This window comes from Rhizobium alarense, assembly GCF_021555155.1.
In the GTDB taxonomy this organism is placed as follows: domain Bacteria; phylum Pseudomonadota; class Alphaproteobacteria; order Rhizobiales; family Rhizobiaceae; genus Rhizobium_D; species Rhizobium_D alarense.
The window spans coordinates 1-22,222 of the sequence record NZ_JAKGBU010000052.1 but is presented as its reverse complement, the minus strand read 5'-3'; the positions used below and the strand labels follow the sequence as shown (position 1 = coordinate 22,222).

Here is a 22,222-nt window from a genome sequence, read left to right as displayed (position 1 = left end):
TTCCCGAGGGTTTCCACAAGCTCAGGCGGTGTGCGCAGTCGCAGACGGCGGGCTTTTCCGTCATTTTTCTTGACCGCATGCCGTTCCGGATGGCTCAATCGGAACCATGAGCGACCATGCCCTGCCGATTCGATCCATCTGCGTCTATTGCGGCTCCCAGCCCGGGCGGGATGCCGCCTTCCTCGCCGCCGGCCGCACGCTCGGCAAATCGATCGCCGACAACCATCTGCGGCTCGTCTATGGCGGCGGCACGAAGGGCATCATGGGCGCCGTCGCAAGCGGCGTGCTGGCAGGCGGCGGCCGCGTCACCGGCATTATACCGCAGTTTCTCATGGATATGGAGGCCACGCGTCATTCGCTCGGCCAGCTTTCCGAACTGATCGTCACGCCGGACATGCACGAGCGCAAGCACAAGATGTTCGAGCGCGCCGACGCCTTCGTGGCGCTGCCCGGCGGCATCGGCACGCTGGAGGAGATCGTCGAGGTCATGACCTGGGCGCAGCTCGGGCGCCACCGCAAGCCGATGGTCTTCGCCAACATCAACGGCTTCTGGGATCCGATGCTGAAGCTGATCCGCCACATGAGCGAGACCGGCTTCATCCACACCGCCCATCTCGTGCAGCCGCTCGTCATCGACGAGGCGGAGGAAATCGTGCCGGCGCTGCTCGATCATTGGTCGAGCGACGTGGACCGTGCCGGCGAGAGCGAGATCATCGCCCGCCTCTGATACATCCCTACTCTGCCGGCTTCAGGACGGATTCGGCCGCGCGGCGCGCCCTGGCGGTGCGCAGCATCGACGTCGAATAGATGACGAGTGCCGACCAGATCAGCACGAAGGCGGCGAGCTTGGCGGGGCCGAACGGCTCGCGGAAGACGAAGACGGCGATGACGAAGATCATCGTCGGCGCGATATACTGCATGATGCCGATCGTCGAGAGTTTCAGCAGCTTCGCACCGTTGGCGTAGATCATCAGCGGCACGGCGGTGACGAGGCCGCAGGCGAGCAGCAACAGCATGTCGGACAGACCGGTATCGCCGAAATGGCCCTGGCCGCCGACCTCCAGCCAGAGGATGTAGCCGATGGCCGGCACGCTCAGCAGCAGCACCTCGAGGAAGAAGCCCTGGTTCGGGCCGATCGGCAGCGTCTTGCGGAAGAAGGCGTAGAAGCCCCAGGTGACGCAGAGCCCGATGGAAACCCAGGGCATGCCGCCGGCATCGACCGCCAGGATCGCGACGGCGACGGCGGCAAGCGCCACGGCGGCCATCTGCGCCCGCGTCATGCGCTCCTTGAGGATGACGGCGCCGAGGAAGATCGAAAAGAGCGGATTGATGTAGTAGCCGAGCGCCGTCTCGATCGCCCGCCCCGCGCCGATCGACCAGACATAGATGCCCCAGTTGACGGTGATGAGCGCCGCCGTCAGCGTCGCCATGCCGAGCATGCGCGGCGAGACGAGCGCCGCCCGGATGTCGGCCGTCCGGCCGAGCACGACGAGCACGAGGCCGGCGATCGGCACGGACCAGACGATGCGGTGCGCAACGACCTCCGTCGCCGGAATATGGGCGACGGCCTTCATGAAGAAGGGCAGGAAGCCCCAGAGCAGATAGGCCGTCAGCGCGAAGGCGAAACCGCGCGGCGAATCGCCGCTTTCCGCGGCGGAAGGTGATTTCGCGTCGGCCATGGTGTTCCGTCCCGTCGATTTGTGGGTTTTCGGTGGTGGTACGCCAAGCCGGACGAATGCACCAATTCATTTCGGTGAAGGATGGGCGGCGGCAAATGTCGAATGCCGATCAACCGATTTCAACGACGGAAATATCCGTGAGTGCGAAACCGGCATCGAGCGACAGCATCGGAACGCCTTCGCCGCGAGCAACCGCATAGTGGAAGCAATCCGCCATATTCAGCGCCCGGTTTCTGTCGACGCCGCCATAGGCATGCCTGCCATAGGCCTCGAAAGCCACCATCGCCGCCAACCGGTGATGCTCGTCGATGGACAGAACCTCTATGTCGCCGGCTTCCAGGAAGTCCGAGATCACGGAATTTGCGGCCAGGATGGGCATCTGCTTCTTCCGAAGGAGTGCCGCAGCAGCCTCCCACACAGCCAGAACATTCGTCACATTACGGCCAGCCTTGCCCGCCTGCAGGGCGCGCTCGCAGGCATCCGCCTGCGGCTCCCTCGTCAGGATCGCGATGATGACGGACGCATCGACGAACATCAGTATTCGCCGCTTAGCTCGTCGAAAAACGCCTTGTCCGCTTCGAGGCCCGTGTCCGGATAGGCAGCCACGCGCTCCTGCAAATGCTTGATCTTCTCACGCAAGGGCACCTTGTCTTCCGACCGCCGCAACTCGTTTTCCAGCGCAATGCGGACGGCTTCCGTCTTGGTGACGTGCCGCTTCGCCGCGAGTTCGCCGGCGAGCTCGTTCACCTTCCTGCTGCGAATGTTGAGCGCCATTGCAACCTCCGTAGACATCAATATGGCATTGCCTACACCCGACTGCAATCCGGGCGCGCGCCTACTCCGCCGCCACGCGCCCCGCCTCGCCGCGGTTCTTGAGCAGCTTGTAGACGATGCTGTCCATCAGCGCCTGGAACGACGCGTCGATGATGTTGTCGGAGACGCCGACCGTCCACCAGCGCGCACCGCTGGCGTCCGTGGACTCGATCAGCACGCGGGTGATCGCCTCGGTGCCGCCGTTGAGGATGCGCACCTTGTAGTCGGCGAGCTCGAGGTCGGCGATCTCCGTCTGGTACTTGCCGAGATCCTTCCTGAGTGCCAAGTCCAGCGCATTGACCGGGCCGTGGCCCTCGGCGACCGACATCATCGTCTCGCCGTCGACCACGACCTTCACCACGGCCTCGGAAACCGTCTTCAGGTTGCCGTTGGCGTCGTAGCGCCGCTCGACCATCACGCGAAAACTGTCGACGTGGAAGAAATCCGGCACGGACCCCAGCGTGCGGTGGGCGAGCAGCGCGAAGCTCGCATCGGCCCCCTCATAGGCATAGCCGGTCGCCTCGCGCTCCTTGACGATCTCGATCAGCCGGTCGAGCTTCGGATCGTCCCTGGCGACCGTGATGCCGCGCAGCTTCAGCGCGTTGATGAAATTCGCCTTGCCGCCCTGGTCGGAGACCATGACCTTGCGCAGGTTGCCGACGCTTTCCGGCGTCACATGCTCGTAGGTGCGCGGGTCCTTGAGGAGCGCCGAGGCGTGGATGCCGGCCTTGGTGGCGAAGGCGGAGGCGCCGACATAGGGCGCCTGGTGGTCCGGCGAGCGGTTGAGCAATTCGTCGAATTCATGCGCAAGCTTGGTAAGCCCGGCCAGCCGCTCGCGGTCGATCGCCAGCTCGAAGCGCTCGGCATAGGTCTCCTTCAGGAGCAGCGTCGGGATCAGCGTCACGAGATTCGCGTTGCCGCAGCGCTCGCCGATGCCGTTCAGCGTGCCCTGGACCTGCCGCACGCCGGCCTCGACGGCGGCGAGCGAGTTGGCGACCGCCTGGCCAGTGTCGTTGTGGGCGTGGATGCCGAGATTGCCGCCCGGCACGCCGGCGGCGATGACCGCCTCGACGATCGCCCGCACCTCCGGCGGCTGGGTGCCGCCATTCGTGTCGCAAAGCACGACCCAGCGGGCGCCGGCCCTGAAGGCGGTCGTCGCACAGGCGAGCGCATAGGCGGGATTGGCCTTGCAGCCGTCGAAGAAATGCTCGCAGTCGACCATCGCCTCGCGGCCCGAGGCGACCACGGCCTTGACCGATTCCGCGATGCTCTCGAGGTTCTCCTCGTTGGAACAGCCGAGCGCCACGCGCACGTGGTAGTCCCAGCTCTTGGCGACGAGACAGATCGCATCGCTCTTCGCGCCGAGCAGCGCGGCGAGCCCCGGATCGTTCGAGGCCGAGATGCCGGCCCGCTTCGTCATGCCGAAGGCGACGAATTTCGCGCCGCCGGTGCGCTTCTTCGAGAAGAAGGCGGTGTCGGTCGGGTTGGCGCCCGGATAGCCGCCCTCGACATAGTCGAGGCCGAACTCGTCCAGCATGCGGGCAATGGCGATCTTGTCCTCGACGGAGAAGTCGATGCCGGGCGTCTGCTGGCCGTCGCGCAGCGTGGTGTCGAAGAGGTGGATGCGGTCTTTTCTCATGTGTTCCCTCCCTGGGAACGGTCGTTTGTTCGTCCGTGGGGCAAGCCCCCCTCTGGCCTGCCGGCCGTCTCCCCCACAAGGGGGGAGAAGACTCGCGGCTCGCTCCATGCCCAAGTGCTACCGCCACGATGCAGCCCTGCGCTGCGGGGCCGGATTGGGATCGGTTCTCGCCAGCAGTGGCCAATAGGAAAGGGAGGCAGGTCGCAAATGCTGCCACCCACTTCTCCCCGCCGGGGAGAAGTGCCGAGCGCAAGCGAGGCGATGAGGGGGAGCCCCGCCCGCAAGGTCGGCGACGGCCCCCTCATCCGGCCCTCCGGGCCACCTTCTCCCCGCGGGGGAGAAGAGGGAGAGTGCCGACGCCTAAGCCCCTCCCCCTTGTGGGGAGGGGTTGGGGAGGGGTCTTCCCGCCTCTTGCCGCATGCGGGCCAAGTCATCTCAGACCTTCCCCGCAAACGTGTCCGTCGCATAGATCAGTCGGTCGAGGATGCCGGGTTCCGAATAGGCATGCCCTGCCCCTTCGATGAGGAAAAACTCCGCCTCTGGCCAGGCCTTGTGCAGCGCCCAGGCGTATTTTGCCGGGCACGGCATGTCGTAGCGGCCGTGCACGATGACACCCGGAATGCCCTTGAGCCGGTGGGCGTCGCGCAGCAACTGCCCCTCGTCCAGCCAGCCGGCATTGACGAAGAAGTGGTTCTCGATGCGCGCGAAGGCATGGGCGTAGTCCTCGTCGGCGAAGGGATCGCTCGTCTCGGGCTCCGGCAGGAGCGTGATCGTCTCGCCTTCCCAGAGGCTCCAGGCCTTGGCGGCGGCGATGCGGGTTTCCCTGTCGTCGCTCGTCAGGCGCCGGTGGTAGGCGCGCATCATCTCGTGGCGCTCCGCCAGTGGAATGGGTGCGATGAAGCGCTCCCACTTGTCGGGGAACATTTCCGAGACGCCGAACTGATAGTACCAGTCGAGTTCCGCCTTCGTCAGCGTATAGATGCCGCGCACAACGAGTTCGGAGACGCGCTCCGGGTATTTTTCCGCATAGGCGAGCGCCAGCGTCGAGCCCCAGGAGCCGCCGAAGACCAGCCATTTCTCCACACCCGCCATCTCGCGCAGCCGCTCGATGTCGGCGACGAGGTGCCAGGTCGTGTTGGCCTCCAGTTCGGCATGCGGCGTGGACCTGCCGCAGCCGCGCTGGTCGAACAGCGTCACGTCGTAGAGCTTCGGATCGAACAGCCGCCGGTGGTTCGGGCCGATCGTGCCGCCCGGTCCGCCATGCAGGAACACCGCCGGCTTCGCGCCGGGCGTGCCCGAGCGCTCCCAGTAGATCACATGGCCGTCGCCGACATCGAGATGGCCGGACGCATAGGGCTCGATTTCCGGATAAAGCGTGCGGAGAGTCATAGTTTCAGTCCGTGTACCGGCCAGCTGTCCGTCTCGTGGTCGGGGTGCTGGAAGGAGACGATGCCTTCCTGCCTTGCGTAGTAGTCGGTATCCTCGTGCACCGGCTGGTCGAAGATCGTCTCGACCCAGGGGATGCGCGCCGCATAGTTCACCTGGATCTGCGGCGCGAGGTCGGAGCGGTCGTCGAAGGCGCCGATGGCGATCTCCAGCCCGCCCGGATGGCGGTAGGTGAGCGGCGTGCCGCAGCGCTGGCAGAAGCCGCGCTCGATATTGACGGAAGACCGGAAGTAGGTCGGCGCGTCGCGCGGCCACTCGGTCTCGCCCTTCACGGTGACGAGCGGTCCGAAAAAGCCGCCGAACTGCTTCTGGCACATGCGGCAATGGCAGATCGACGGGCGGCCGAGCGCGCCCCTGATGCGGAAGCGGACGGCGCCGCACTGGCAGCCTCCGGTGCGAACGGTCTCGGGCATGTCAGTCCTCCGGTGGCCAGTGGTCGGTGTCATAGTCGGGATGCTGGCGGTTCGATTCGAGAATGGTCAGGTGGCGTTGCGCGCCCTCGTCTCCCGCATTGCTTTCGCTTTCGGGGAGGTCCGGCAGATGGGCGAACCAGACGACGCGCGATTCGACGCCCGACTGGGCGATCGGGCGCAGATCGTCCGGGTCGTCGAGCGAGCCGAGCGTGATGTTGATGTGGCCGGCAGCGGGCGCGTCGTAGAACAGCGGCGTGCCGCAATCGCGGCAGAAGCCGCGCCGCACGATTTCGGAGGACTGGAACCAGCCCGGCTCGCCCCGCGTCAGGCCGAAATTTTCGCGCGGCGCATTGGCGAGCGGCAGGAAATAGTTGCCGGCCGCCTTCTGGCACATGCGGCAGTGGCAGAGATGCGGATCGGAAAGCGTGCCCTCGACACGGTAGCGCACCGCGCCGCACTGGCAGCCGCCGGTATAGATGCGGGAAATGCTCATGGCCGGCCCTCCGGCGGCCAGTCGTCCGTGTCGTGGTCCGGATGCTGGTAGGAGACGAGATCGGCGAGGAAGGCGGCGGCATCCCGGTCGGCCATCGTCTCTTCGGCCGGCAGCGTATGCACGGCGTCCACATAGGGCAGCTTCGCCTCGATGCCCCACTGGATGCGCGGCGCGATTTCGGCGGGATCGTCGAAGGCGGCAATGGTGAGCGCGACCCCGTCCGGCGCCTCGTAGGTCAGCGGCGTGCCGCACTCGGCGCAGAAGCCGCGATAGCCGTGGTTCGACGAGCGGAACCGCTTCGGCGCGCCGCGCGTCCAGGTGAGTTTCGCGTCGTGGACGGAAACCAGCGGCAGGTAGAAATTGCCGCTCGCCTTCTGGCACATGCGGCAATGACAGACCGAGGCGTCGCCGAGCGCGCCCTCGACATGGAAACGCACGGCGCCGCACTGGCAGCCGCCGGTATAGAAGGGCGTCGTCATCGCGCGGCCTCCATCCAGTTCTCGACCTTGAGACCCTCGACGCGGGAGAACTCGCGGATATTGGCGGTGACGAGGGTGAGGTCGAGCGAGAGGGCGTGGGCGGCGATCAGCATATCGAAGGGGCCGATCGGCGTGCCTTTGCGCTCCAGATCATAGCGAATTTCGGCGAACCGCTCACTGACCTCCGGCTCCAGCGGTATGGCCGGGACAGTCGACAAAAATGCCTCTACCCGATCCGACAATGTCGTCGCCCCTTTCTTTTTCACACCAAAGCGCAATTCGCAGACGGTCACGGCGCTGAGACAGAGGCTGCCTGCGCCTGCGGCCTTGCCTCGCGCGACAGCCACACCCTCCGGGTTTCGCACCATGTCCGAGACAATATTGGTGTCGAGCATGTAGCGATGGACGTTCAAAGGTCTACATCCCTAAGCGGCAACAGTCCGTCATCGACGTCCGGAAACTCGTCTTCCAGCGGTTCCAGCGTGGCGAGCCACTCGAACAGCCCCAGCTTCTCGCGCTTCGGCTCGATGATCAGCCGATCGCCCTCCTTGCGCATGACGGCCTCCTTGCCCGGCAGCTCGAACTCCACGGGAATGCGGACCGCCTGGTTGCGACCGTTGCGGAAAAGCTTGACCTCCCGCTCCTGTACGGGTTCCGGCATGTCCTTCGGTCTTGCAGTCATGGCGGCCTCCATCGGTTATGGCATAGGCCGGAGCATAGGCCTGATGGAACGAAGGCACAATGTCACCGCTTCACCTCCCAGGTCGTGACGCGCTCGCCCGTTTCCGGGTCCTTGCCGTCCTTGAGCTGGATGCCCTTGGCGAGCAGGTCGTCGCGGATCTTGTCGGCTTCGGCGAAGTTCCTGGCCTTGAGAAGTTCGAGGCGCATTTGAATGATCGATTCAACACCCTCCTCCAAGGCCTTTGAGACTTCAGCCCTTTTGGGGATGATCCCGAGCATGGAGGCCGAAGCCGCGAAGGCGACGACGGCGCTCGCATCGGTCGCGGCGCGACTTGCCAGGGCGTGAAGCGCCTGCACGGCGGCGACGGTGTTGAGATCGTCGAGCAGCGGAGCGAGAACCGACGGATCGATGCCGCCGCTGTCCGGGGCCTCTCCGACCGGCCACTTCGCCAGCAGGCGTTCCGCCTCCTCCAGCTTCCGCACGCTGAAATCGACTGGCTCACGATAATGCGTCATCAGCATCGCCAGCCGCAACACCTCGCCCGGCCATTTCCGGCCGCCGAACTTCTCCTCGTGCAGCAACTCATGGATCGTGACGAAATTGCCCTCCGACTTCGACATCTTGCGGCCTTCCACCTGCACGAAGCCGTTGTGCATCCAGACATTGGCCATGACCTTGGTGCCATGGGCGCAGCGCGACTGGGCGATCTCGTTTTCGTGGTGCGGAAAGATCAGGTCGAGGCCGCCGCCGTGGATGTCGAAGACCTCGCCGAGATAGGCGGCCGACATCGCCGAGCACTCGATATGCCATCCAGGCCGCCCCCTGCCCCAAGGCGAATCCCAGCCGGGTTCTTCCGGCGCCGACAGCTTCCAGAGCACGAAGTCGCCGGGGTTCTTCTTGTGCGCGTCGACGGCGACGCGGGCGCCGGCCTGCTGTTCGTCGAGATTGCGCTTCGAGAGCTGGCCGTAATCGGCCATCGAGCCGGTATCGAACAGAACTTCGCCATTCGTTTCATAGGCATGGCCGCGTTCGATGAGACGCTGAATCAGCGTGATCATGTCCGCCTTGCCGTCGGCGCGCGGCTCAACGAACTCGGTGGCGCGCGGCTCGTGGGTGGGCGGCAGGCAGCCGAGCAGGGCGATGTCGGCGTGGAACTGGTTCGCCGTCTTCTCCGTCACCCGGCGGATCGCCTCGTTCAGCGACAGCGTACCCTTACCGATCTCCGCGCCGAAGTCGCGCAGCGCCCGCGCGTTGATCTTGTCGTCGACGTCCGTGATGTTGCGGGCATAGGTGACGTGGTCCGCGCCGTAGAGGTGGCGCAGCAGCCGGAACAGCACGTCGAACACGATGACGGGACGCGCATTGCCGATATGGGCGAAGTCGTAGACCGTCGGGCCGCAGACATACATGCGGACGTTGTCGGGATCGATCGGAGCGAAGGGCTCCTTTCCCCGCGTCAGCGTGTTGTACAGCGTCAGGACCGGCTTGTCGGTCATGGAAATCTCCCAAAAGAACACAGACCCGGCTGGCCGGGTCGTTTGTCATCCGGGGATTTTGGGGGACGAAAACGGCCGGGCCAGCGGTGAGGCTAGCGAATAATGCTCCGGCAGAGGCAGAGTACCGTTTTCATGGCCGCTTTATCGCGCCGCAGCGCCGTGCGGTCAAGGGTCCGGGCGTGGGCGCGCCGCCACGCATTGCAAATATTTTGCCGGCGGTCCGCGAATAGCGCGATCCGGCCAAGATTTTGCCCGGATTTCAATTATGACGAGCGGCGACGCGGGGACATGTCTGGGGCGATATCACATTGAAAGCCATGCCTGTTTCCTCGGTGACAAAGAGGAACGCCGCTCCATGCGATGAAGCGGACGGTCCCGGCAAGGGATGAAACCAAAGGAGACAGACATGAGTGCCATGAAGAAGCCCGCCGGAAAGCCGGCCGCCGATCTCGTCAGCCAGTACCGCCCGCTCGGCCTCAAGGCCGTGCTCGCCGCTGCGCTGCAGCTGAAGGCCCGCCCGGCCGCGAAACCCTCGGCCGCCTGACATGCGCAATCGTCCGATCGACCGGCGGTCATGGACGGTCTGTCCGCCGCGACCGTCCGTGGCCGGCGACGCGGATGCGCCGTCCGGCCGCCGCACGACGCCCAGGAACCGCCTCGGCAACCGCCGCTGAGTGCGGTGCAGCGAACAGATTTCCAACAAAGAGTGGTCGCACCATCAAACCATTCGCCGATTCATGCATTGGGCTCCGGAGCCCGGCTTTTGCCGCACTGAACGCGAATGTGTCTGGAGAGTGAGATGATCACCGACCGAACGAAGACAGAGATGAGCGACAAGGAAAAAGGCGACCTCGAGGACCAGTACAAGCCGCTCGGCCTCAAGGCCGTCGTGGCGGCAGCGACGCAGCGCAAGCCCGCGGCGCCAAAATCCGCGGAACGGGACGTTCCCGCCGTTTTGCGCGACGACGAGCGCTCAGAAGAGTGAGAGCTGGCCGGCGTCCCCGGCCTTCGGCCCGGAGGGCTGCGCTTCCCCGCCTGCAGCCGGCGTCACCGGCTCCTGCAGGTCCGGCCCGGTATTGGCCACCTTGTTGACCTTGTCGGAGACCGGGATCGCCTCGAAGAAATCCGGCTCCGGCGCCCGCATCAGATCCGTCACCTCGCGCGGCTCCTGCGTGCGGCAGTCGAGCCAGCGCGAAAAATCCTCCGGCCCGATCACGACCGGCAGCCGGCCGTGGATGCGCGCGACGGCACCGTTGGACGTGGTCGTGAGGATCGCGCCGGTATCGACCTCCGAGCCGTCCGCCGAGGACCAGGTCTCCATCAGGCCCGCGAAGGCGACGATGCCGCCCCCTTTCGGCCGGATCCAGTAGGCCTGCGGCTTCGCACCCGTCTCCTTCGCCGGCCGGTGCCATTCATAGAAGCCGGAAGCCGGCACGAGCACGCGCCGGTGGCGCATCGCCGCCCGGAAGGAAGCCTTGCCGATCGCCGTCTCGGCACGCGCGTTGATCAGCAGCGGAAAGTCGCGCGGATCCTTCACCCAGCCCGGCGTCAGCCCCCAGCGCACCAGCAGTGCCCGGCGGTCCGGCAGATTGCTGCCCGGCCGGCCGCGCTCGCCTTCGACCACCACGAGGACCGGCTGGGTCGGCGCGATGTTGTAGCGGGCCGGAAAGTCATCGAGGTCGATGACACCGAGAAACTCCTCCACCGCGCGCCGCGGCGCCGTCAATGCAAAACGTCCGCACATGCCGTCTTCCGTGTCCCTGCCGGTCATGGCTTCGCGCTGGCGCAAAGCCGAGGCAGCCCTTATAACGGTGGCCACGCATGCTGTCAGCCGGATGAGTCGATGAGTTCCACCGCCAAGCCAGCCTCCTCCGCGATCCTCGAGCGGGACGGCCGCTACCTGCTCGTGCTTCGCCGCAATCCGCCGGCGGCCGACATGTATGCCTTTCCCGGCGGACGGGCGGAACCCGGCGAATCGCCCGCGGAGACGGCGCTGCGCGAATTCGAGGAGGAGACCGGCATCCGCCCCCGCAATCCGCGCCTCTACGCCACCTACGATCTCAAGGGCACATCGAGCCACTATTTCCTGTCCGTCTTCCGGGTCGAGGCGCCCGTCGACGCGGTGGCGCAGGCGGCGGACGACGCGGCCGACCTCGGCTGGTACAGCGCGGCCGAGATCGAGACGCTGCCGGCGCCCGAGAGCGTGCGCGACTGCGTGGCGCGGCTCGAGGCCGACCGGTCGCGTCCGCCGGCCGCGCCGTTCCACCGGAGTGCCGCGCAATGACGCCTCTTCGCGTCTTCCCGGCCGTCCTGGCGCTGGCCGCGTCCAGCCTGTTTGCGCTGCCGCCCGTCGCCGGCGCGCAGGAGCAGCCCGCCGGCGGAAAAACGGCGGAGACAGTGCCGGAGATTCCGCAGGAAAAGCCCGCCCCCTACGACGGCCGGCTCGAGCGGCTCTCGGAAGTGCTCGGCGCGGTACACTATCTGCGCAATCTCTGCCTGGAAAAGAAGGAAGACGGCTGGCGGCGCTCGATGGAGGAACTGATCGCGGCGGAAGCCCGCGACGAGCCGCAACGGCGCGCCCGGCTGACGGCGGCGTTCAACCGGGGGTACCGTTCTTTCGCGTCCGTCTACACCTCCTGCACGCAGCCGGCGATCGTTGCGGAAGGGCGATACCGTAACGAAGGCGCAACACTTGCTTCGGAAATTGCTGCACGATTTGGAAATTAGCGATTAATTAACCCCTTTTCACCTGACCCCGTGTCGTTTTGAGAAAAGGCTGCTAAGGTCGTTAACAGTCTGGTAAAGAACCGAATGCCCCGCATGGATCGTACTATGGAACCAAGCCTCACCGACATCGACGACATGATCGTTCACGAGAAGATGCAGGCTGCTCTCGAGTATCAGAACGAGGCTTGGGCCGACGGCATGGCCGACGGGATCGAGCCGGAGATCATCGCCGATGCGGCCATTGCGCTCGCGATGCGCGAAACCATCCGGGTGCTCGGCGAGGACGGCGCGGAGGCGTTGCTGACGTCGCTGCGCGAACGTATGCTGGCCGGCGAGTTCTCCCCGGAACGGACGTTGCAATAGACCGAAAGACCCTGCCGATGCCAAGGCTCTCCCTGCGCCGCCTTCTTCTGAGCGGTAGCGCCGCGGTGGCGGTTTCGTGCCTTGCCCCCGCCGTCCTGCCGGCGCTCGTCCCCGCCGCCCACGCGCTCAGCGAACTGCGCCCGCTGCCCGGCCAGCCGGCCGACGCGGCCGCGGGCGAGACGGACGGTGAAGACGCGACCGAGGAATCGGTGCCGCTCCAGATCCCCGATCCCGATCCGCTGATTCGCCGCGACGAGGCCGCGCCGGCGACCGGGGACGAGACGGACGGCGCGTCCGACGGCACCCCGACCGCGGAGCCGGAGGTGATCTACGACATCGCCAAGGCGCCGGAAGCGGTCAGGCGCATGCGCGAGCTCATCGTCGAGGCGGCCGCCTCCGGCGACATCGAGCGCCTGCGGCCGCTGCTCGGCACCGGCCCGACCCGCACCCAGGTCTCGCTGGTCGAGAGCGACGAGGACCCGGTGGTGCAGCTCAAGTCCTTCTCCGGCGACGCGGAGGGCGCGGAGATCCTGGCGATCCTGCTCGACGTGCTGGCGACCGGCTTCGCCCGTGTCGATCCGGGCACGCCGGACGAGATGTATGTCTGGCCCTATTTCGCCGAGAAGTCGCTCGCCAACCTCTCGCCGCCCGAGAAGGTCGAACTGCTGCGGATCGTCACGGCCGGCGACTTCGCCGACATGCAGGAATTCGGCGGCTACAACTTCTACCGCCTCGGCATTTCGCCGGACGGCCAGTGGAAGATGTTTCTCGCCGGGGAATGAGCGGCTCCCGGCGGGACTTGCGAAGCGCGTCCGCACATTCTACCTCTCGGTAAACCCGTTTTGCGGCCTGCCGCGCCGCCCATGGAAGAACCGATGCCCGTCGTCACCCTTTCCGGCCGCGCCTTTCTCCACCTTTCGGGCAAGGATGCGGAACCTTTCCTCCAGGCGCTGATCACCACCGACCTGCCCTCCCTGCCGGAAGGCGAGCTGCGCCCCGGCGCGCTGCTGACGCCGCAGGGCAAGATCCTGTTCGACTTCCTGATCCGCCGCGACGGCGCCGATGCCTTCCTGATCGAAACGGCCGCCGGCCAGCGCGACGCGCTCGCCAAGCGGCTGACGATGTACAAGCTGCGCGCGGCCGTCGAGATCGCGGCGCTCGACGAAACCGAAGCGACGGTCGCCTGGGATGCCCCCGAGGCGAATGCGGCGCGGGATGCGCGTTTCGCCAGGGCGGGACATGCCGTCTCCCGGCGCATCGGCGGCGGCGGCACGGACGCGCCGGCGCTCTACGACCGCCTGCGCATCGCCGCCGGCATCGTCGAATCGGGCGCCGACTATGCGCTTTCCGACGCCTTCCCGCATGACGTCCTGCTCGACCTTTCCGCCGGCCTTTCCTTCCGCAAGGGATGTTATGTCGGCCAGGAGGTCGTCTCCCGCATGCAGCATCGCGGCACCGCCCGGCGCCGGCCGGCCATCGTGCAGGCCGGTTGCGACCTGCCGTCATCCGGCACGGAGCTTGTCGCCGCCGGCAAGCCGGTCGGCACGCTCGGCACGGTCGCCGGCAGCGGGGGCCTTGCCATCGTGCGCATCGACCGGGTCGGCGCGGCGCTCGCATCCGGCACGCCGATCCTCGCCGACGACGTCGCCGTGACGCTTTCCCTCCCCGCCTGGACCGGCCTCGCATTTCCGGCGGAGGAAGCGGAGGCACCGGCCTCATGAGAGCCGCGCCCCGTCCAAAGGCGGCGCCGCGCGCCTGGCAGCGCATGCTCTCCGGCCGGCGCCTCGACCTGCTCGACCCCTCGCCGCTCGACGTGGAGCTCTCCGACATCGCGCACGGGCTCGCCCGCGTCGCCCGCTGGAACGGCCAGACGCGCGGCGACCATGCCTTCTCGGTGGCGCAGCACTCGCTCGTCGTCGAGGCGATCTTCCGCCGGCAGAACCGCTGCAACGCCGACGACTGCCTGATGGCGTTGCTGCACGACGCGCCGGAATATGTGATCGGCGACATGATCTCGCCCTTCAAGGCCGTGGTCGGCGGCGGCTACAAGACGGTGGAGAAACGGCTGGAGGCCGCGGTGCACCTGCGGTTCGGCCTGCCGGCCGCGACGCCGCGCGGGCTGAAGGAGAAGATCAAGAAGGCGGACCAGACCGCCGCCTTCTTCGAGGCGACGGAGCTTGCCGGCTTCTCGCGCACGGAAGCCTCGCGGTTCTTCGGCGAGCCGCGCGGCATCACGCTCGACATGATCCCGATCGCCCCCATGCCGGCGACGGAAGCCCAGCGCCTCTTCGCGCAGCGCTTCGCCGATATCGAGGCCGCACGCCTGCCGCTTGCGGCCGGAGGCTGAGCCATGGGATCGATCGTCGTCGCGCCGCTGTCGAAGATCGCCGAACTCGCCGTCCGGCACCGCTGCGGCGCGATGCTGAGCCTCGTCGCGCCGAAACAGGATTTCCACCGCCCGGCGGTGATCGATGCGACCCGCCACCTCGTCATCGGCGTCAACGACATCGCCTTTGCCGGGACAGGCGGCCTGATCGCGCCGGCGGAGGCGCATGTGGCGGCCATCGCCGCCTTTGCCCGCCGCTGGGACCGGCAGGCGCCGCTGCTCGTGCATTGCATGATGGGTGTGTCGCGCTCGCCGGCCGCCGCCCTGATCGTCGCGCTTGCCGTCGAACCGGACCAGGACGACGAGGCGCTGGCGCTGCGCCTGCGGGCGGCCTCGCCGCAGGCGACGCCCAATGCGCGGCTGGTCGCGATCGGCGACGCGCATCTTGGCCGCGGCGGCAGGCTCGTCCGGGCGGTCGAGCGCATCGGCCGCGGCGCCGACTATGCCGGCGACAGCCCCTTCGTTCTCGCCGTGCGGGCGACCGGCCGGCCAATCGCGGAGGCCGCCGGTGGCGCCTGAGCGGCCGAACCCGCCCGTCGAGATCGGGCTCAATGCGGCGGTCGTCGCGATGGTCGGCGCAAGACCGCATATCCTCGCCGTCGGCGGCGACCCGGCGGCGCGCGACGCCCTGCCCTTCGGTCCCTTCGACCCCCGGCGCCACCGTACGTTCGAAACCAGCCTGCGCGACCGGGTGGAGGCACAGACGGCGCTGAAGCTCGGCTATATCGAACAGCTCTACACCTTCGGCGACCGCGGCCGGCAGAAGGCGCCGGACGAGGCGGGGACGCACATGGTCTCCGTCGGTTATCTGGCCCTGACGCGCGCCGACCGGGAGGCGAACGACCGGCTGGCCGAGACCGGCGGCTGCTGGCGCGACTGGTACCAGTATCTGCCCTGGGAGGACTGGCGCGGCGGCCGGCCGGCGATGATCGACCAGACCATCCTGCCAGCGCTTTTCGACTGGGCCGACGCCCCCGCCGTCGAGGACCGCTCCGCCTCGCTGCCGTCCCGCCGGACGCGGCTGCGCCTCGCCTTCGGCGTCGACGATTTTCCCTGGGACGAGGAGCGCGTGCTGGAGCGCTACGAACTGCTCTACGAGGCGGGACTGGCCGGGGAGGCCGTAACCGACGGTCGCGCCGCGGCACCACACACCGGTCCCGTCGGGACCGCCATGCGGCACGACCACAGGCGCATCCTCGCGACAGCCGTCGCGCGGCTGCGCGGCAAGCTCAAATACCGCCCCGTCATCTTCGAACTGATGGAGCCGGAATTCACCCTGACGGAGCTGCAGGCCGCCGTCGAGGCGATCTCCGGCCGCCACCTGCACAAGCAGAATTTCCGCCGGCTGGTCGAAGGTGCCGAACTGGTGGAGCCGACCGGCGGCTCGACAGCGGCGACGGGCGGGCGTCCCGCCGCGCTCTTCCGCTTCCGCCGCCGCATCCTCGAGGAGCGGCCGGCACCCGGCCTCAAGCTCGGCAGCCGCTGACGGGCGAAATCGGGCTTTTTCTGGACCTTTCGGCCGCCTGCTCCATTTCCCCGTCATCGGAACAACCGGGAAAGGGGCCATGGAGCAACAGGCAACAGGAGCCGGTCGCCTTCGCCGAGACACGCGGCTCCTCAAGCCTTCGCGTCGCGCACGCTACCGGATGACGGCGCAGGCCAGGCGGTCTCCGGCGCCGCCAGAAGGATCGGTGCGATAGTCGTCCGAGCCCGCATGGACCACCAGCGCCCGGCCGCGGATACCGCGCTCGTCGTCGTCGAGCCGCACCATCGCATTGTAGATCTGGGCCCGCAGGATGCCGTCGTCAGCGACATACTGGTTCGACATGTCGCCGGCATGCGGGCCGTCGGCCGCGACAAAACCGTGCCTGCGGCGATCCGGGTTGAAGTGGCCGCCCGCCGATTCATGGCCGGTCGTCGGATCGCAGGCGCCCGTTTCATGGATGTGCACCGCCACCCATTTGCGCGGCGGCATGCCGGAAATCTCGATCTCGAAGAGCACGCCCCCCGGCCCTTCCGTGAGCGTCGCACGGCCGGCGCTCGTGCCGGAGCGACCGAGGAATTCCGCCGTCCCTCCCGCGCCGGCCGGCGCTTCCTGAGCAAAGGCGGCCCCCGCGGCAACCAGTCCGGCCGTCGCGGCGGCAAGCAGGAGTGTTCGAAACATCTCTCATCCTTCCATAGAGTTCGGGTCCATCGCCCAACGCATGGGAGGGGGGAGTGTTCCTCGCGTTCAGCGCTCCACCACCACGTCCAGCCCGATGTCGAGCGTCGGTGCCGCCATGGTGATCTTGGAGGTGGAGATGTAGTCGACGCCGGTTTCGGCGATGGCGCGGATCGTGTCGAGGTTGACGTTGCCGGAGGCCTCGAGCTGCACGCGGCGCGGATCGGCGGCATAGGCGGCGTCGGAGAGCCCGGCCCAGTCGCGGTTGATCTCGACGGCGCGGCGCAGCAGTTCCGGCCCCATATTGTCGAGCAGCACGACGTCGGGCGCGGCCTCCAGCGCCTCCTCCAGTTCGGCGAGCGTCGTCACCTCCACCTCGACCTTGACGAGGTGGCCGGCAAAGGCGCGTGCGGCAGCGATCGCGCCCGCCACGCCGCCCGAGACGGCGACGTGGTTGTCCTTGATGAGGATCGCGTCGTCGAGGCCGTAGCGGTGCGACGAGCCGCCGCCCATGCGCACGGCATATTTTTCGAGTGCGCGCAGGCCCGGGATCGTCTTGCGGGTACAGCAGACCCTGGCCGGCGTGTGGGCGATCGCATCGGCGAAGCGCGCCGTGTGGGTCGCGACGCCGGAGAGGTGCATCAGGAAATTCAGCGCGACGCGCTCGGCCGACAGCACGGCGCGGGCCGGCCCCGAGACGCGGGCCAGCACGCGGCCGGGTGCCAGCCGCTCGCCGTCCCTCGCGCCCGCCGCGAATTCGATCGACGGGTCCATCAGGCGGAAGGCGGCCCGCGCGAGATCCATGCCGGCGAGAACGCCGTCCTCCCGCACATTGAGCTCCGCCGTCGCGCGCATCTCCGGCGCGATGGTCGCCTGGCTGGTAATGTCGCCCGCCCGCCCGAGATCCTCGGCGAGCGCGGCACGCACCTGCTCCTCGACCGCGACCGGGGAGAGAACGGGGAGATGGGGGGTGGTCATGGCTTCTTTCCTGTCTGCTCGTCGCGGCGCCGGGCATCTGCCAGGCGCCTCTTGGGCTCCATGCGCTCATGCAGCACGCGAAGCACGATGATGTCTTTGGCGGAACCGGCGGCGCGATGATAGTAGACGACGTGCGACGCCGCGTGCCGTCGCGGCGAGGCATGCGCAAGATGAAAGGAGCGCACGGCCGGCGCCAGTTCCTCCCTCGCCCGGGAGGACGGTCGCAGGGGATCGTCGCTCAGCATCGTCAGTGCGCGCTCGATCAGGGCGGCATAGTGCATGGCCTGATCCCGGCCGAAGGTTTCGACCGTATGGCGCGCGATCTCCGTCAGGTCCCGTTCGGCCTCCCTTGTCAGACGCCATGTCATCAGGGGCGGTCGATCGCATCGGCAAAGATATCCTGCACCGAGCGTTCGGAAAATTCACCGCTTTCGGATTGCGCAAGCCCGATGCCGATGGCGTTGCGCAGCAAAGCGAGCTTGACGGCTTCGCCCTCCTTGTCGTCACGCAGCACGCGCAGCGCCTCGCGGACCACTTCGCTTGCGGAAACGTAGTCGCCGCTCGCCACCGCATCATCGATGAATTCGGCAAATTCCGTCGTAAGGCTCACATTGAGGGTCGGCATCCGTGCACTCCTTGGCTCACCGGATTCTGGCGAAGCGCCGACGTGTTGTCAATTTTTGCCAACACCATCACGCCGCCGCGGTCGCATCCAGTTCGGCGACCATCCGGTCCGCTTCCGCAAGCGTCAGGAAGGTCCGGCGCTTCCAGGCCGGCTTCTGGTCCGGCACGTCCGACCGGAAATGGCCGCCGCGGCTTTCCTCGCGCAGAAGCGCGCCGACGGCGATCAGCTTGGCGGTCGTGACGATGTTGAGGAAGCGCATGCGGCTGTTCTCGCGCTCCAGCGCGGCGATCTCGCGGATCGCGGCCCTCAGGCCGTCGCAGTCGCGGATGACGCCGACGCGGTCGCTCATCAGCCGGCGCAGGCGTGTGAGCTGCGGGCTGTCCTCGACGGTTACGAGATCGTCGCTCTCGCCGCCGCCGGCGCCCCAGTTGTTGATCTTCGGCTCCGGCAGCATGCCCTTGATGTTTTCCGCGATGCGCGCGGCGAAGACGACGGCCTCGAGCAGCGAGTTCGAGGCCAGCCGATTGGCGCCGTGCACGCCGGTGGACGTCACCTCGCCGGCCGCCCAGAGCCCGTCGATCGAGGTGCGGCCCTCGGCATCCGTCAGCACGCCGCCCATGTGGTAGTGCACCGCCGGAACGACCGGGATCGGCTGCGTGACCGGATCGATGCCGGCCGCCATGCAGGAGGCATAAACCGTCGGGAACATCTCCGGGAAATGGCTGCCGACCGCCTTCGTGCAGTCGAGGAAGGCACCGCGGCCCGCCTGCACCTCGGCGAAGACGCCGCGAGAGACGATGTCGCGCGGTGCGAGTTCGGCGTCCTCGTGGATGTCCAGCATGAAGCGGTGGCCGGCGGCGTTGACGAGATGCGCGCCGTCGCCGCGCAGCGCTTCGGTCGCAAGCGGTGCCGGGTCGCGGCCGATGTCGATCGCCGTCGGGTGGAACTGCACGAATTCCGGGTCGGCGATGATGGCGCCGGCGCGCGCCGCCATGCCGACGCCCTGGCCGCAGGCCTCCCAGGGGTTCGTGGTGACGGCATAGAGATGGCCGACGCCGCCCGAGCAGAGCACCACGGCGCGCGCCGGGAAATGCACGCGGTTCTTCGCCTGGCCGGCGTCCGGCCGCGCGATGACGCCGGAAATGAAGCGGCCCTCGCGCACCAGCTCCTCGACCACATAGCCTTCCAGCACGCGGATCGACGGCGTGGTGCGCACTGCGGCGATCAGCGCCTCCATGATGGCCTTGCCGGCCATGTCGCCCTTGACGCGCACGATGCGGCGCTCGGAATGCGCCGCTTCGCGCGACAGCATCAGCTTGCCCTCGAGGTCGCGGTCGAAGGGCACGCCGTATTCGAGCAGGTCGTGGATGCGCGCAGGGCCTTCCGACACCATGAAACGCGCCATCTTCTCGTCGACGATGCCGGCGCCCGCCTCCAGCGTGTCGGCGACATGCTTGTCGACCGTGTCGCCCGGGCTCATCGCCGCCGCGATGCCGCCCTGCGCCCAGGCCGAGGACGCCCCCTGCCCGATCGGCGCGGCAGCGAGGATCGTCACGGGACGCGGCGCGAGCTTCAGCGCGCAGAAAAGTCCCGCCAGTCCGCCACCGACGATGATGATGTCGTCGATGCCGTTCCAGGACTGCGGGCGGAAACTGTCAATGGGCATGTCCTACTCCTCCGACGCGCCGTGCCACCTTTCCCCTCCGGGAGGCTGGCCGAGGGGCATTCCCGCCCCCTCCTTCCCTGCCGGAAGGCTGCCTACTGCTTCAGGTTCACCATCCGCTCGACGGCGAGGCGGGCGCGATCGGCGATCGCCGGGTCGACCAGAACCTCCTCCGTCATCGTCACCAGGCTGTCCAAAATCTTCGGCAGCGTGATGCGCTTCATGTGCGGACAGAGGTTGCACGGCTTGACGAAATCGACGTCCGGCACTTCCGCCTGGATGTTGGAGGCCATGGAGCATTCGGTGACAAGCAGCACGCGCGAGGGTCGCCTGTCCTTGACGTAGTTGATCATGCCCGAGGTGGAGCCGGAAAAGTCGCAGACGGCGATGACGTCGGGATGGCATTCCGGATGGCCGATGATCTCGATGCCCGGATGGCTCTCCTTGTAGGCGAGCAGCTCGTTCGCCGTGAAGCGCTCGTGCACCTCGCAATGGCCCTTCCAGGTGAGGATCGTCTTCTTCGTCTGCTTGGCGACGTTCATCGCGAGATATTCATCCGGAATGCAGAACACCGTGTCGCTCTCAAGGCTTTCCACGACCGACAGCACGTTGGACGAGGTGCAGCAGATGTCCGTCTCCGCCTTCACGTCGGCCGAGGTGTTGACGTAGGTGACGACCGGCACGCCCGGATAGCGCTCCTTCAGGAGCCTGACGTCGGCGCCGGTGATCGAGTCCGACAGCGAGCAGCCGGCTTTGGCGTCCGGGATCAGCACCGTCTTTTCCGGGTTCAGCAGCTTCGAGGTCTCGGCCATGAAATGCACGCCGCACTGGATGATGATGTCGGCATCGACCTTGGTGGCGTCGCGGGCGAGCTGCAGCGAATCGCCGACGATGTCGGCGACGCAGTGGAAAATCTCCGGCGTCTGGTAGTTGTGCGCCAGGATGACCGCGCCGCGCTGCTTTTTCAGCCGGTTGATCGCATGCACATAGGGCGCGTAGACCGGCCATTCGATCGCCGGAATGAACTGTTTCACGCGCGCGTGCAGATGCTCCGTCTCGCGCGCCACGGCAGGCGTATAGGAAAGGTCGGGATGTTCGAGCACGCCGAAACGCTCGGCGGCGCTCATCCGGGCGGGGGCATGCGCCCGCGTCGTCGCTTGGGCCACGGGTGCCATGGCGCTCTCCCTTCCGCCGCCCTCCAGCGGCCTTTATGCTCATATTGAGCATAATAGTCCCAAAACAAAACCGGCGGTGCCGGTACGGCTGATTTAGAAAGTTTTGTGACAGATTGCAAGGAGCGCCGCCCGAAACTTCGTCGGCCGGCGCCGGTTTTCTTCGGGCTCACGCCATTGCCGGCCGCGCCACACCCTTCTCCTCGATCGGCCAGTGCACGACCGCCGCGAAGAGGCCGAGCGCCACGCCGAGCCACCAGACCGGATCGTAGGTCCCGAAACGGTCGTAGAGGTAGCCGCCCATCCAGACGCCGAGGAACGAGCCGACCTGATGCGACAGGAAGACGATCCCGCCCAGGAGGCCGAGATGCTTCGTGCCGAACATGATGGCGACGAGCGCGTTGGTCGGCGGCACCGTCGACAGCCACAGCAGCCCCATCAGGATGGCGAAGACGACCACCGTCGCCGGGGTCTGCGGCAGGAGCAGGAAGGCGGTGACGACGACCGACCGGCCGATATAGATCCAGGCGAGGAAATAGGGTTTCGAATAACGCTGGCCGATGACGCCGGAGGCCAGCGACCCGATGATGTTGAAGAAGCCGATCAGCGCCAGCGCGATCACCGCATAACGCGCATCGATGCCGAGATCGCCGATATAGGCCGGGAAATGCGCGGTGATGAAGGCGACCTGGTAGCCGCAGACGAAGAAGCCGGCAACGAGCAGGACATAACTCCTGTGGCCGAGCGCCTCCTTCAGCGCCTCGCCGATCGTCTGCTTGTAGTCGGTGGCCGCCGTGATGCCCGACGAGGAATTGCCCCTCAAAGGAATGGCGAGCACCGGCACGAGCAGCATCAGCACGCCGAGCCAGACGAGCGCGTCGGACCAGCCGAGCGCGCTGATCAGGCCCTGGCTGAGCGGCGCGAAGAGGAACATGCCGGCCGAGCCCGCCGCGGTGCAGATGCCGAAGGCCATGGAGCGCTGCTCCGGCGTGACGTTGCGCGCGAAG

At 67.2% G+C, this 22,222-nt stretch carries 30 protein-coding genes; 11 read left to right on the top strand and 19 right to left on the bottom strand.

Translation table 11 applies throughout. From position 1 onward, the window contains the following. Positions 1–106 precede the first annotated feature (106 nt). The gene (locus LXM94_RS16460) at positions 107–727 is read left to right on the top strand and encodes an LOG family protein (protein ID WP_235772557.1); all 621 of its coding nucleotides are present in this window, start codon (positions 107–109) and stop codon (positions 725–727) included. 7 nt (positions 728–734) lie between these two features. Here LXM94_RS16460 and rarD read toward each other — a convergent pair whose 3' ends face one another. The 11 genes from rarD to cysS all read right to left on the bottom strand — a co-directional run bounded on the left by rarD (position 735) and on the right by cysS (position 9,140). Next, the gene (gene rarD, locus LXM94_RS16455) at positions 735–1,679 is read right to left on the bottom strand and encodes an EamA family transporter RarD (protein WP_235772556.1); all 945 of its coding nucleotides are present in this window, start codon (positions 1,677–1,679) and stop codon (positions 735–737) included. 109 nt (positions 1,680–1,788) lie between these two features. Further along, complete coding sequence (locus LXM94_RS16450; protein WP_235772555.1) at positions 1,789–2,214, bottom strand: type II toxin-antitoxin system VapC family toxin; 426 nt, start codon at positions 2,212–2,214, stop codon at positions 1,789–1,791. After that, on the bottom strand, positions 2,214–2,453 hold the full coding sequence (locus LXM94_RS16445; RefSeq protein WP_235772554.1) for a type II toxin-antitoxin system VapB family antitoxin: 240 nt from the start codon (positions 2,451–2,453) through the stop codon (positions 2,214–2,216). Before LXM94_RS16445 ends, LXM94_RS16450 begins: the two co-directional genes overlap by 1 nt. A gap of 61 nt (positions 2,454–2,514) precedes the next feature. Continuing rightward, complete coding sequence (gene cimA, locus LXM94_RS16440; RefSeq protein WP_235772553.1) at positions 2,515–4,131, bottom strand: citramalate synthase; 1,617 nt, start codon at positions 4,129–4,131, stop codon at positions 2,515–2,517. Between the two features lie 435 nt (positions 4,132–4,566). Continuing rightward, positions 4,567–5,520: a prolyl aminopeptidase gene (gene pip, locus LXM94_RS16435; RefSeq protein ID WP_235772552.1), complete on the bottom strand. Its 954-nt coding sequence runs from the start codon at positions 5,518–5,520 to the stop codon at positions 4,567–4,569. Continuing rightward, positions 5,517–5,990 carry a GFA family protein gene (locus LXM94_RS16430; RefSeq protein WP_235772551.1) on the bottom strand — a complete coding sequence of 158 codons (474 nt, stop codon included), beginning with the start codon at positions 5,988–5,990 and terminating at the stop codon, positions 5,517–5,519. Before LXM94_RS16430 ends, pip begins: the two co-directional genes overlap by 4 nt. A gap of 1 nt (position 5,991) precedes the next feature. Then, positions 5,992–6,483 carry a GFA family protein gene (locus tag LXM94_RS16425; protein WP_235772550.1) on the bottom strand — a complete coding sequence of 164 codons (492 nt, stop codon included), beginning with the start codon at positions 6,481–6,483 and terminating at the stop codon, positions 5,992–5,994. Further along, complete coding sequence (locus tag LXM94_RS16420) at positions 6,480–6,962, bottom strand: GFA family protein (protein ID WP_235772549.1); 483 nt, start codon at positions 6,960–6,962, stop codon at positions 6,480–6,482. The genes LXM94_RS16425 and LXM94_RS16420 overlap by 4 nt, the downstream gene beginning before the upstream one ends. Then, positions 6,959–7,375, bottom strand: a complete 417-nt coding sequence (locus LXM94_RS16415; RefSeq protein ID WP_235772548.1) for a type II toxin-antitoxin system VapC family toxin — start codon at positions 7,373–7,375, stop codon at positions 6,959–6,961. Before LXM94_RS16415 ends, LXM94_RS16420 begins: the two co-directional genes overlap by 4 nt. After that, positions 7,372–7,644 (bottom strand): antitoxin, encoded by a 273-nt coding sequence (locus LXM94_RS16410; protein WP_235772547.1) that lies wholly within the window; start codon positions 7,642–7,644, stop codon positions 7,372–7,374. The genes LXM94_RS16415 and LXM94_RS16410 overlap by 4 nt, the downstream gene beginning before the upstream one ends. A gap of 62 nt (positions 7,645–7,706) precedes the next feature. Further along, positions 7,707–9,140 (bottom strand): cysteine--tRNA ligase, encoded by a 1,434-nt coding sequence (gene cysS / locus LXM94_RS16405; protein WP_235772546.1) that lies wholly within the window; start codon positions 9,138–9,140, stop codon positions 7,707–7,709. A 406-nt stretch (positions 9,141–9,546) separates the two neighbouring features. Between cysS and LXM94_RS16400 the strand changes: the two genes are divergently transcribed. Both LXM94_RS16400 and LXM94_RS16395 read left to right on the top strand, forming a co-directional pair. Then, positions 9,547–9,684, top strand: a complete 138-nt coding sequence (locus LXM94_RS16400; RefSeq protein WP_235772545.1) for a hypothetical protein — start codon at positions 9,547–9,549, stop codon at positions 9,682–9,684. A 255-nt stretch (positions 9,685–9,939) separates the two neighbouring features. After that, positions 9,940–10,125, top strand: a complete 186-nt coding sequence (locus LXM94_RS16395; RefSeq protein WP_235772544.1) for a hypothetical protein — start codon at positions 9,940–9,942, stop codon at positions 10,123–10,125. Here the strand turns inward: LXM94_RS16395 and LXM94_RS16390 are convergent. After that, positions 10,114–10,884 carry an SOS response-associated peptidase gene (locus LXM94_RS16390; protein WP_235772543.1) on the bottom strand — a complete coding sequence of 257 codons (771 nt, stop codon included), beginning with the start codon at positions 10,882–10,884 and terminating at the stop codon, positions 10,114–10,116. The two genes, LXM94_RS16395 and LXM94_RS16390, sit on opposite strands and share 12 nt — an antisense overlap. A 99-nt stretch (positions 10,885–10,983) precedes the next feature. Between LXM94_RS16390 and LXM94_RS16385 the strand changes: the two genes are divergently transcribed. From LXM94_RS16385 to LXM94_RS16350, 8 genes are all read left to right on the top strand, one after another. Further along, a complete protein-coding gene (locus tag LXM94_RS16385) occupies positions 10,984–11,424 on the top strand; it encodes an NUDIX domain-containing protein (RefSeq protein WP_235772542.1) in 441 nt (146 codons plus the stop codon). Further along, positions 11,421–11,867, top strand: coding sequence for a TIGR02301 family protein (locus LXM94_RS16380; RefSeq protein WP_235772541.1), 447 nt, complete (start codon positions 11,421–11,423; stop codon positions 11,865–11,867). The genes LXM94_RS16385 and LXM94_RS16380 overlap by 4 nt, the downstream gene beginning before the upstream one ends. 93 nt (positions 11,868–11,960) lie before the next feature. Then, entirely contained in the window at positions 11,961–12,230 is a 270-nt protein-coding gene (locus tag LXM94_RS16375; protein WP_235772573.1) for a hypothetical protein, read from the top strand. Between the two features lie 17 nt (positions 12,231–12,247). Continuing rightward, positions 12,248–13,012 carry a hypothetical protein gene (locus LXM94_RS16370; RefSeq protein WP_235772540.1) on the top strand — a complete coding sequence of 255 codons (765 nt, stop codon included), beginning with the start codon at positions 12,248–12,250 and terminating at the stop codon, positions 13,010–13,012. A 93-nt stretch (positions 13,013–13,105) separates the two neighbouring features. Then, positions 13,106–13,951: a CAF17-like 4Fe-4S cluster assembly/insertion protein YgfZ gene (gene ygfZ / locus LXM94_RS16365; protein ID WP_235772539.1), complete on the top strand. Its 846-nt coding sequence runs from the start codon at positions 13,106–13,108 to the stop codon at positions 13,949–13,951. Continuing rightward, entirely contained in the window at positions 13,948–14,577 is a 630-nt protein-coding gene (locus LXM94_RS16360) for a YfbR-like 5'-deoxynucleotidase (RefSeq protein ID WP_235772538.1), read from the top strand. The genes ygfZ and LXM94_RS16360 overlap by 4 nt, the downstream gene beginning before the upstream one ends. Before the next feature lie 3 nt (positions 14,578–14,580). Further along, positions 14,581–15,135: a tyrosine phosphatase family protein gene (locus LXM94_RS16355; RefSeq protein ID WP_235772537.1), complete on the top strand. Its 555-nt coding sequence runs from the start codon at positions 14,581–14,583 to the stop codon at positions 15,133–15,135. Positions 15,136–15,184: 49 nt separating this feature from the next. Further along, positions 15,185–16,102, top strand: a complete 918-nt coding sequence (locus LXM94_RS16350; RefSeq protein ID WP_235772572.1) for an NUDIX hydrolase — start codon at positions 15,185–15,187, stop codon at positions 16,100–16,102. Positions 16,103–16,255: 153 nt separating this feature from the next. Here LXM94_RS16350 and LXM94_RS16345 read toward each other — a convergent pair whose 3' ends face one another. The 7 genes from LXM94_RS16345 to LXM94_RS16315 all read right to left on the bottom strand — a co-directional run. Further along, the gene (locus LXM94_RS16345; RefSeq protein WP_235772536.1) at positions 16,256–16,780 is read right to left on the bottom strand and encodes a superoxide dismutase family protein; all 525 of its coding nucleotides are present in this window, start codon (positions 16,778–16,780) and stop codon (positions 16,256–16,258) included. 66 nt (positions 16,781–16,846) lie between these two features. After that, positions 16,847–17,755 carry a carboxylating nicotinate-nucleotide diphosphorylase gene (gene nadC, locus LXM94_RS16340; protein WP_235772535.1) on the bottom strand — a complete coding sequence of 303 codons (909 nt, stop codon included), beginning with the start codon at positions 17,753–17,755 and terminating at the stop codon, positions 16,847–16,849. Then, positions 17,752–18,123, bottom strand: a complete 372-nt coding sequence (locus LXM94_RS16335) for a type II toxin-antitoxin system RelE/ParE family toxin (RefSeq protein ID WP_235772534.1) — start codon at positions 18,121–18,123, stop codon at positions 17,752–17,754. Before LXM94_RS16335 ends, nadC begins: the two co-directional genes overlap by 4 nt. After that, on the bottom strand, positions 18,123–18,380 hold the full coding sequence (locus LXM94_RS16330; protein WP_235772533.1) for a type II toxin-antitoxin system ParD family antitoxin: 258 nt from the start codon (positions 18,378–18,380) through the stop codon (positions 18,123–18,125). Before LXM94_RS16330 ends, LXM94_RS16335 begins: the two co-directional genes overlap by 1 nt. 67 nt (positions 18,381–18,447) lie before the next feature. Beyond that, positions 18,448–20,046, bottom strand: coding sequence for an L-aspartate oxidase (locus LXM94_RS16325; RefSeq protein ID WP_235772532.1), 1,599 nt, complete (start codon positions 20,044–20,046; stop codon positions 18,448–18,450). 92 nt (positions 20,047–20,138) lie between these two features. After that, entirely contained in the window at positions 20,139–21,218 is a 1,080-nt protein-coding gene (gene nadA, locus LXM94_RS16320) for a quinolinate synthase NadA (protein WP_235772531.1), read from the bottom strand. A gap of 166 nt (positions 21,219–21,384) precedes the next feature. Continuing rightward, the coding region (locus LXM94_RS16315; protein WP_235772530.1) for an MFS transporter at positions 21,385–22,222 on the bottom strand (838 nt) is incomplete at its 5' end.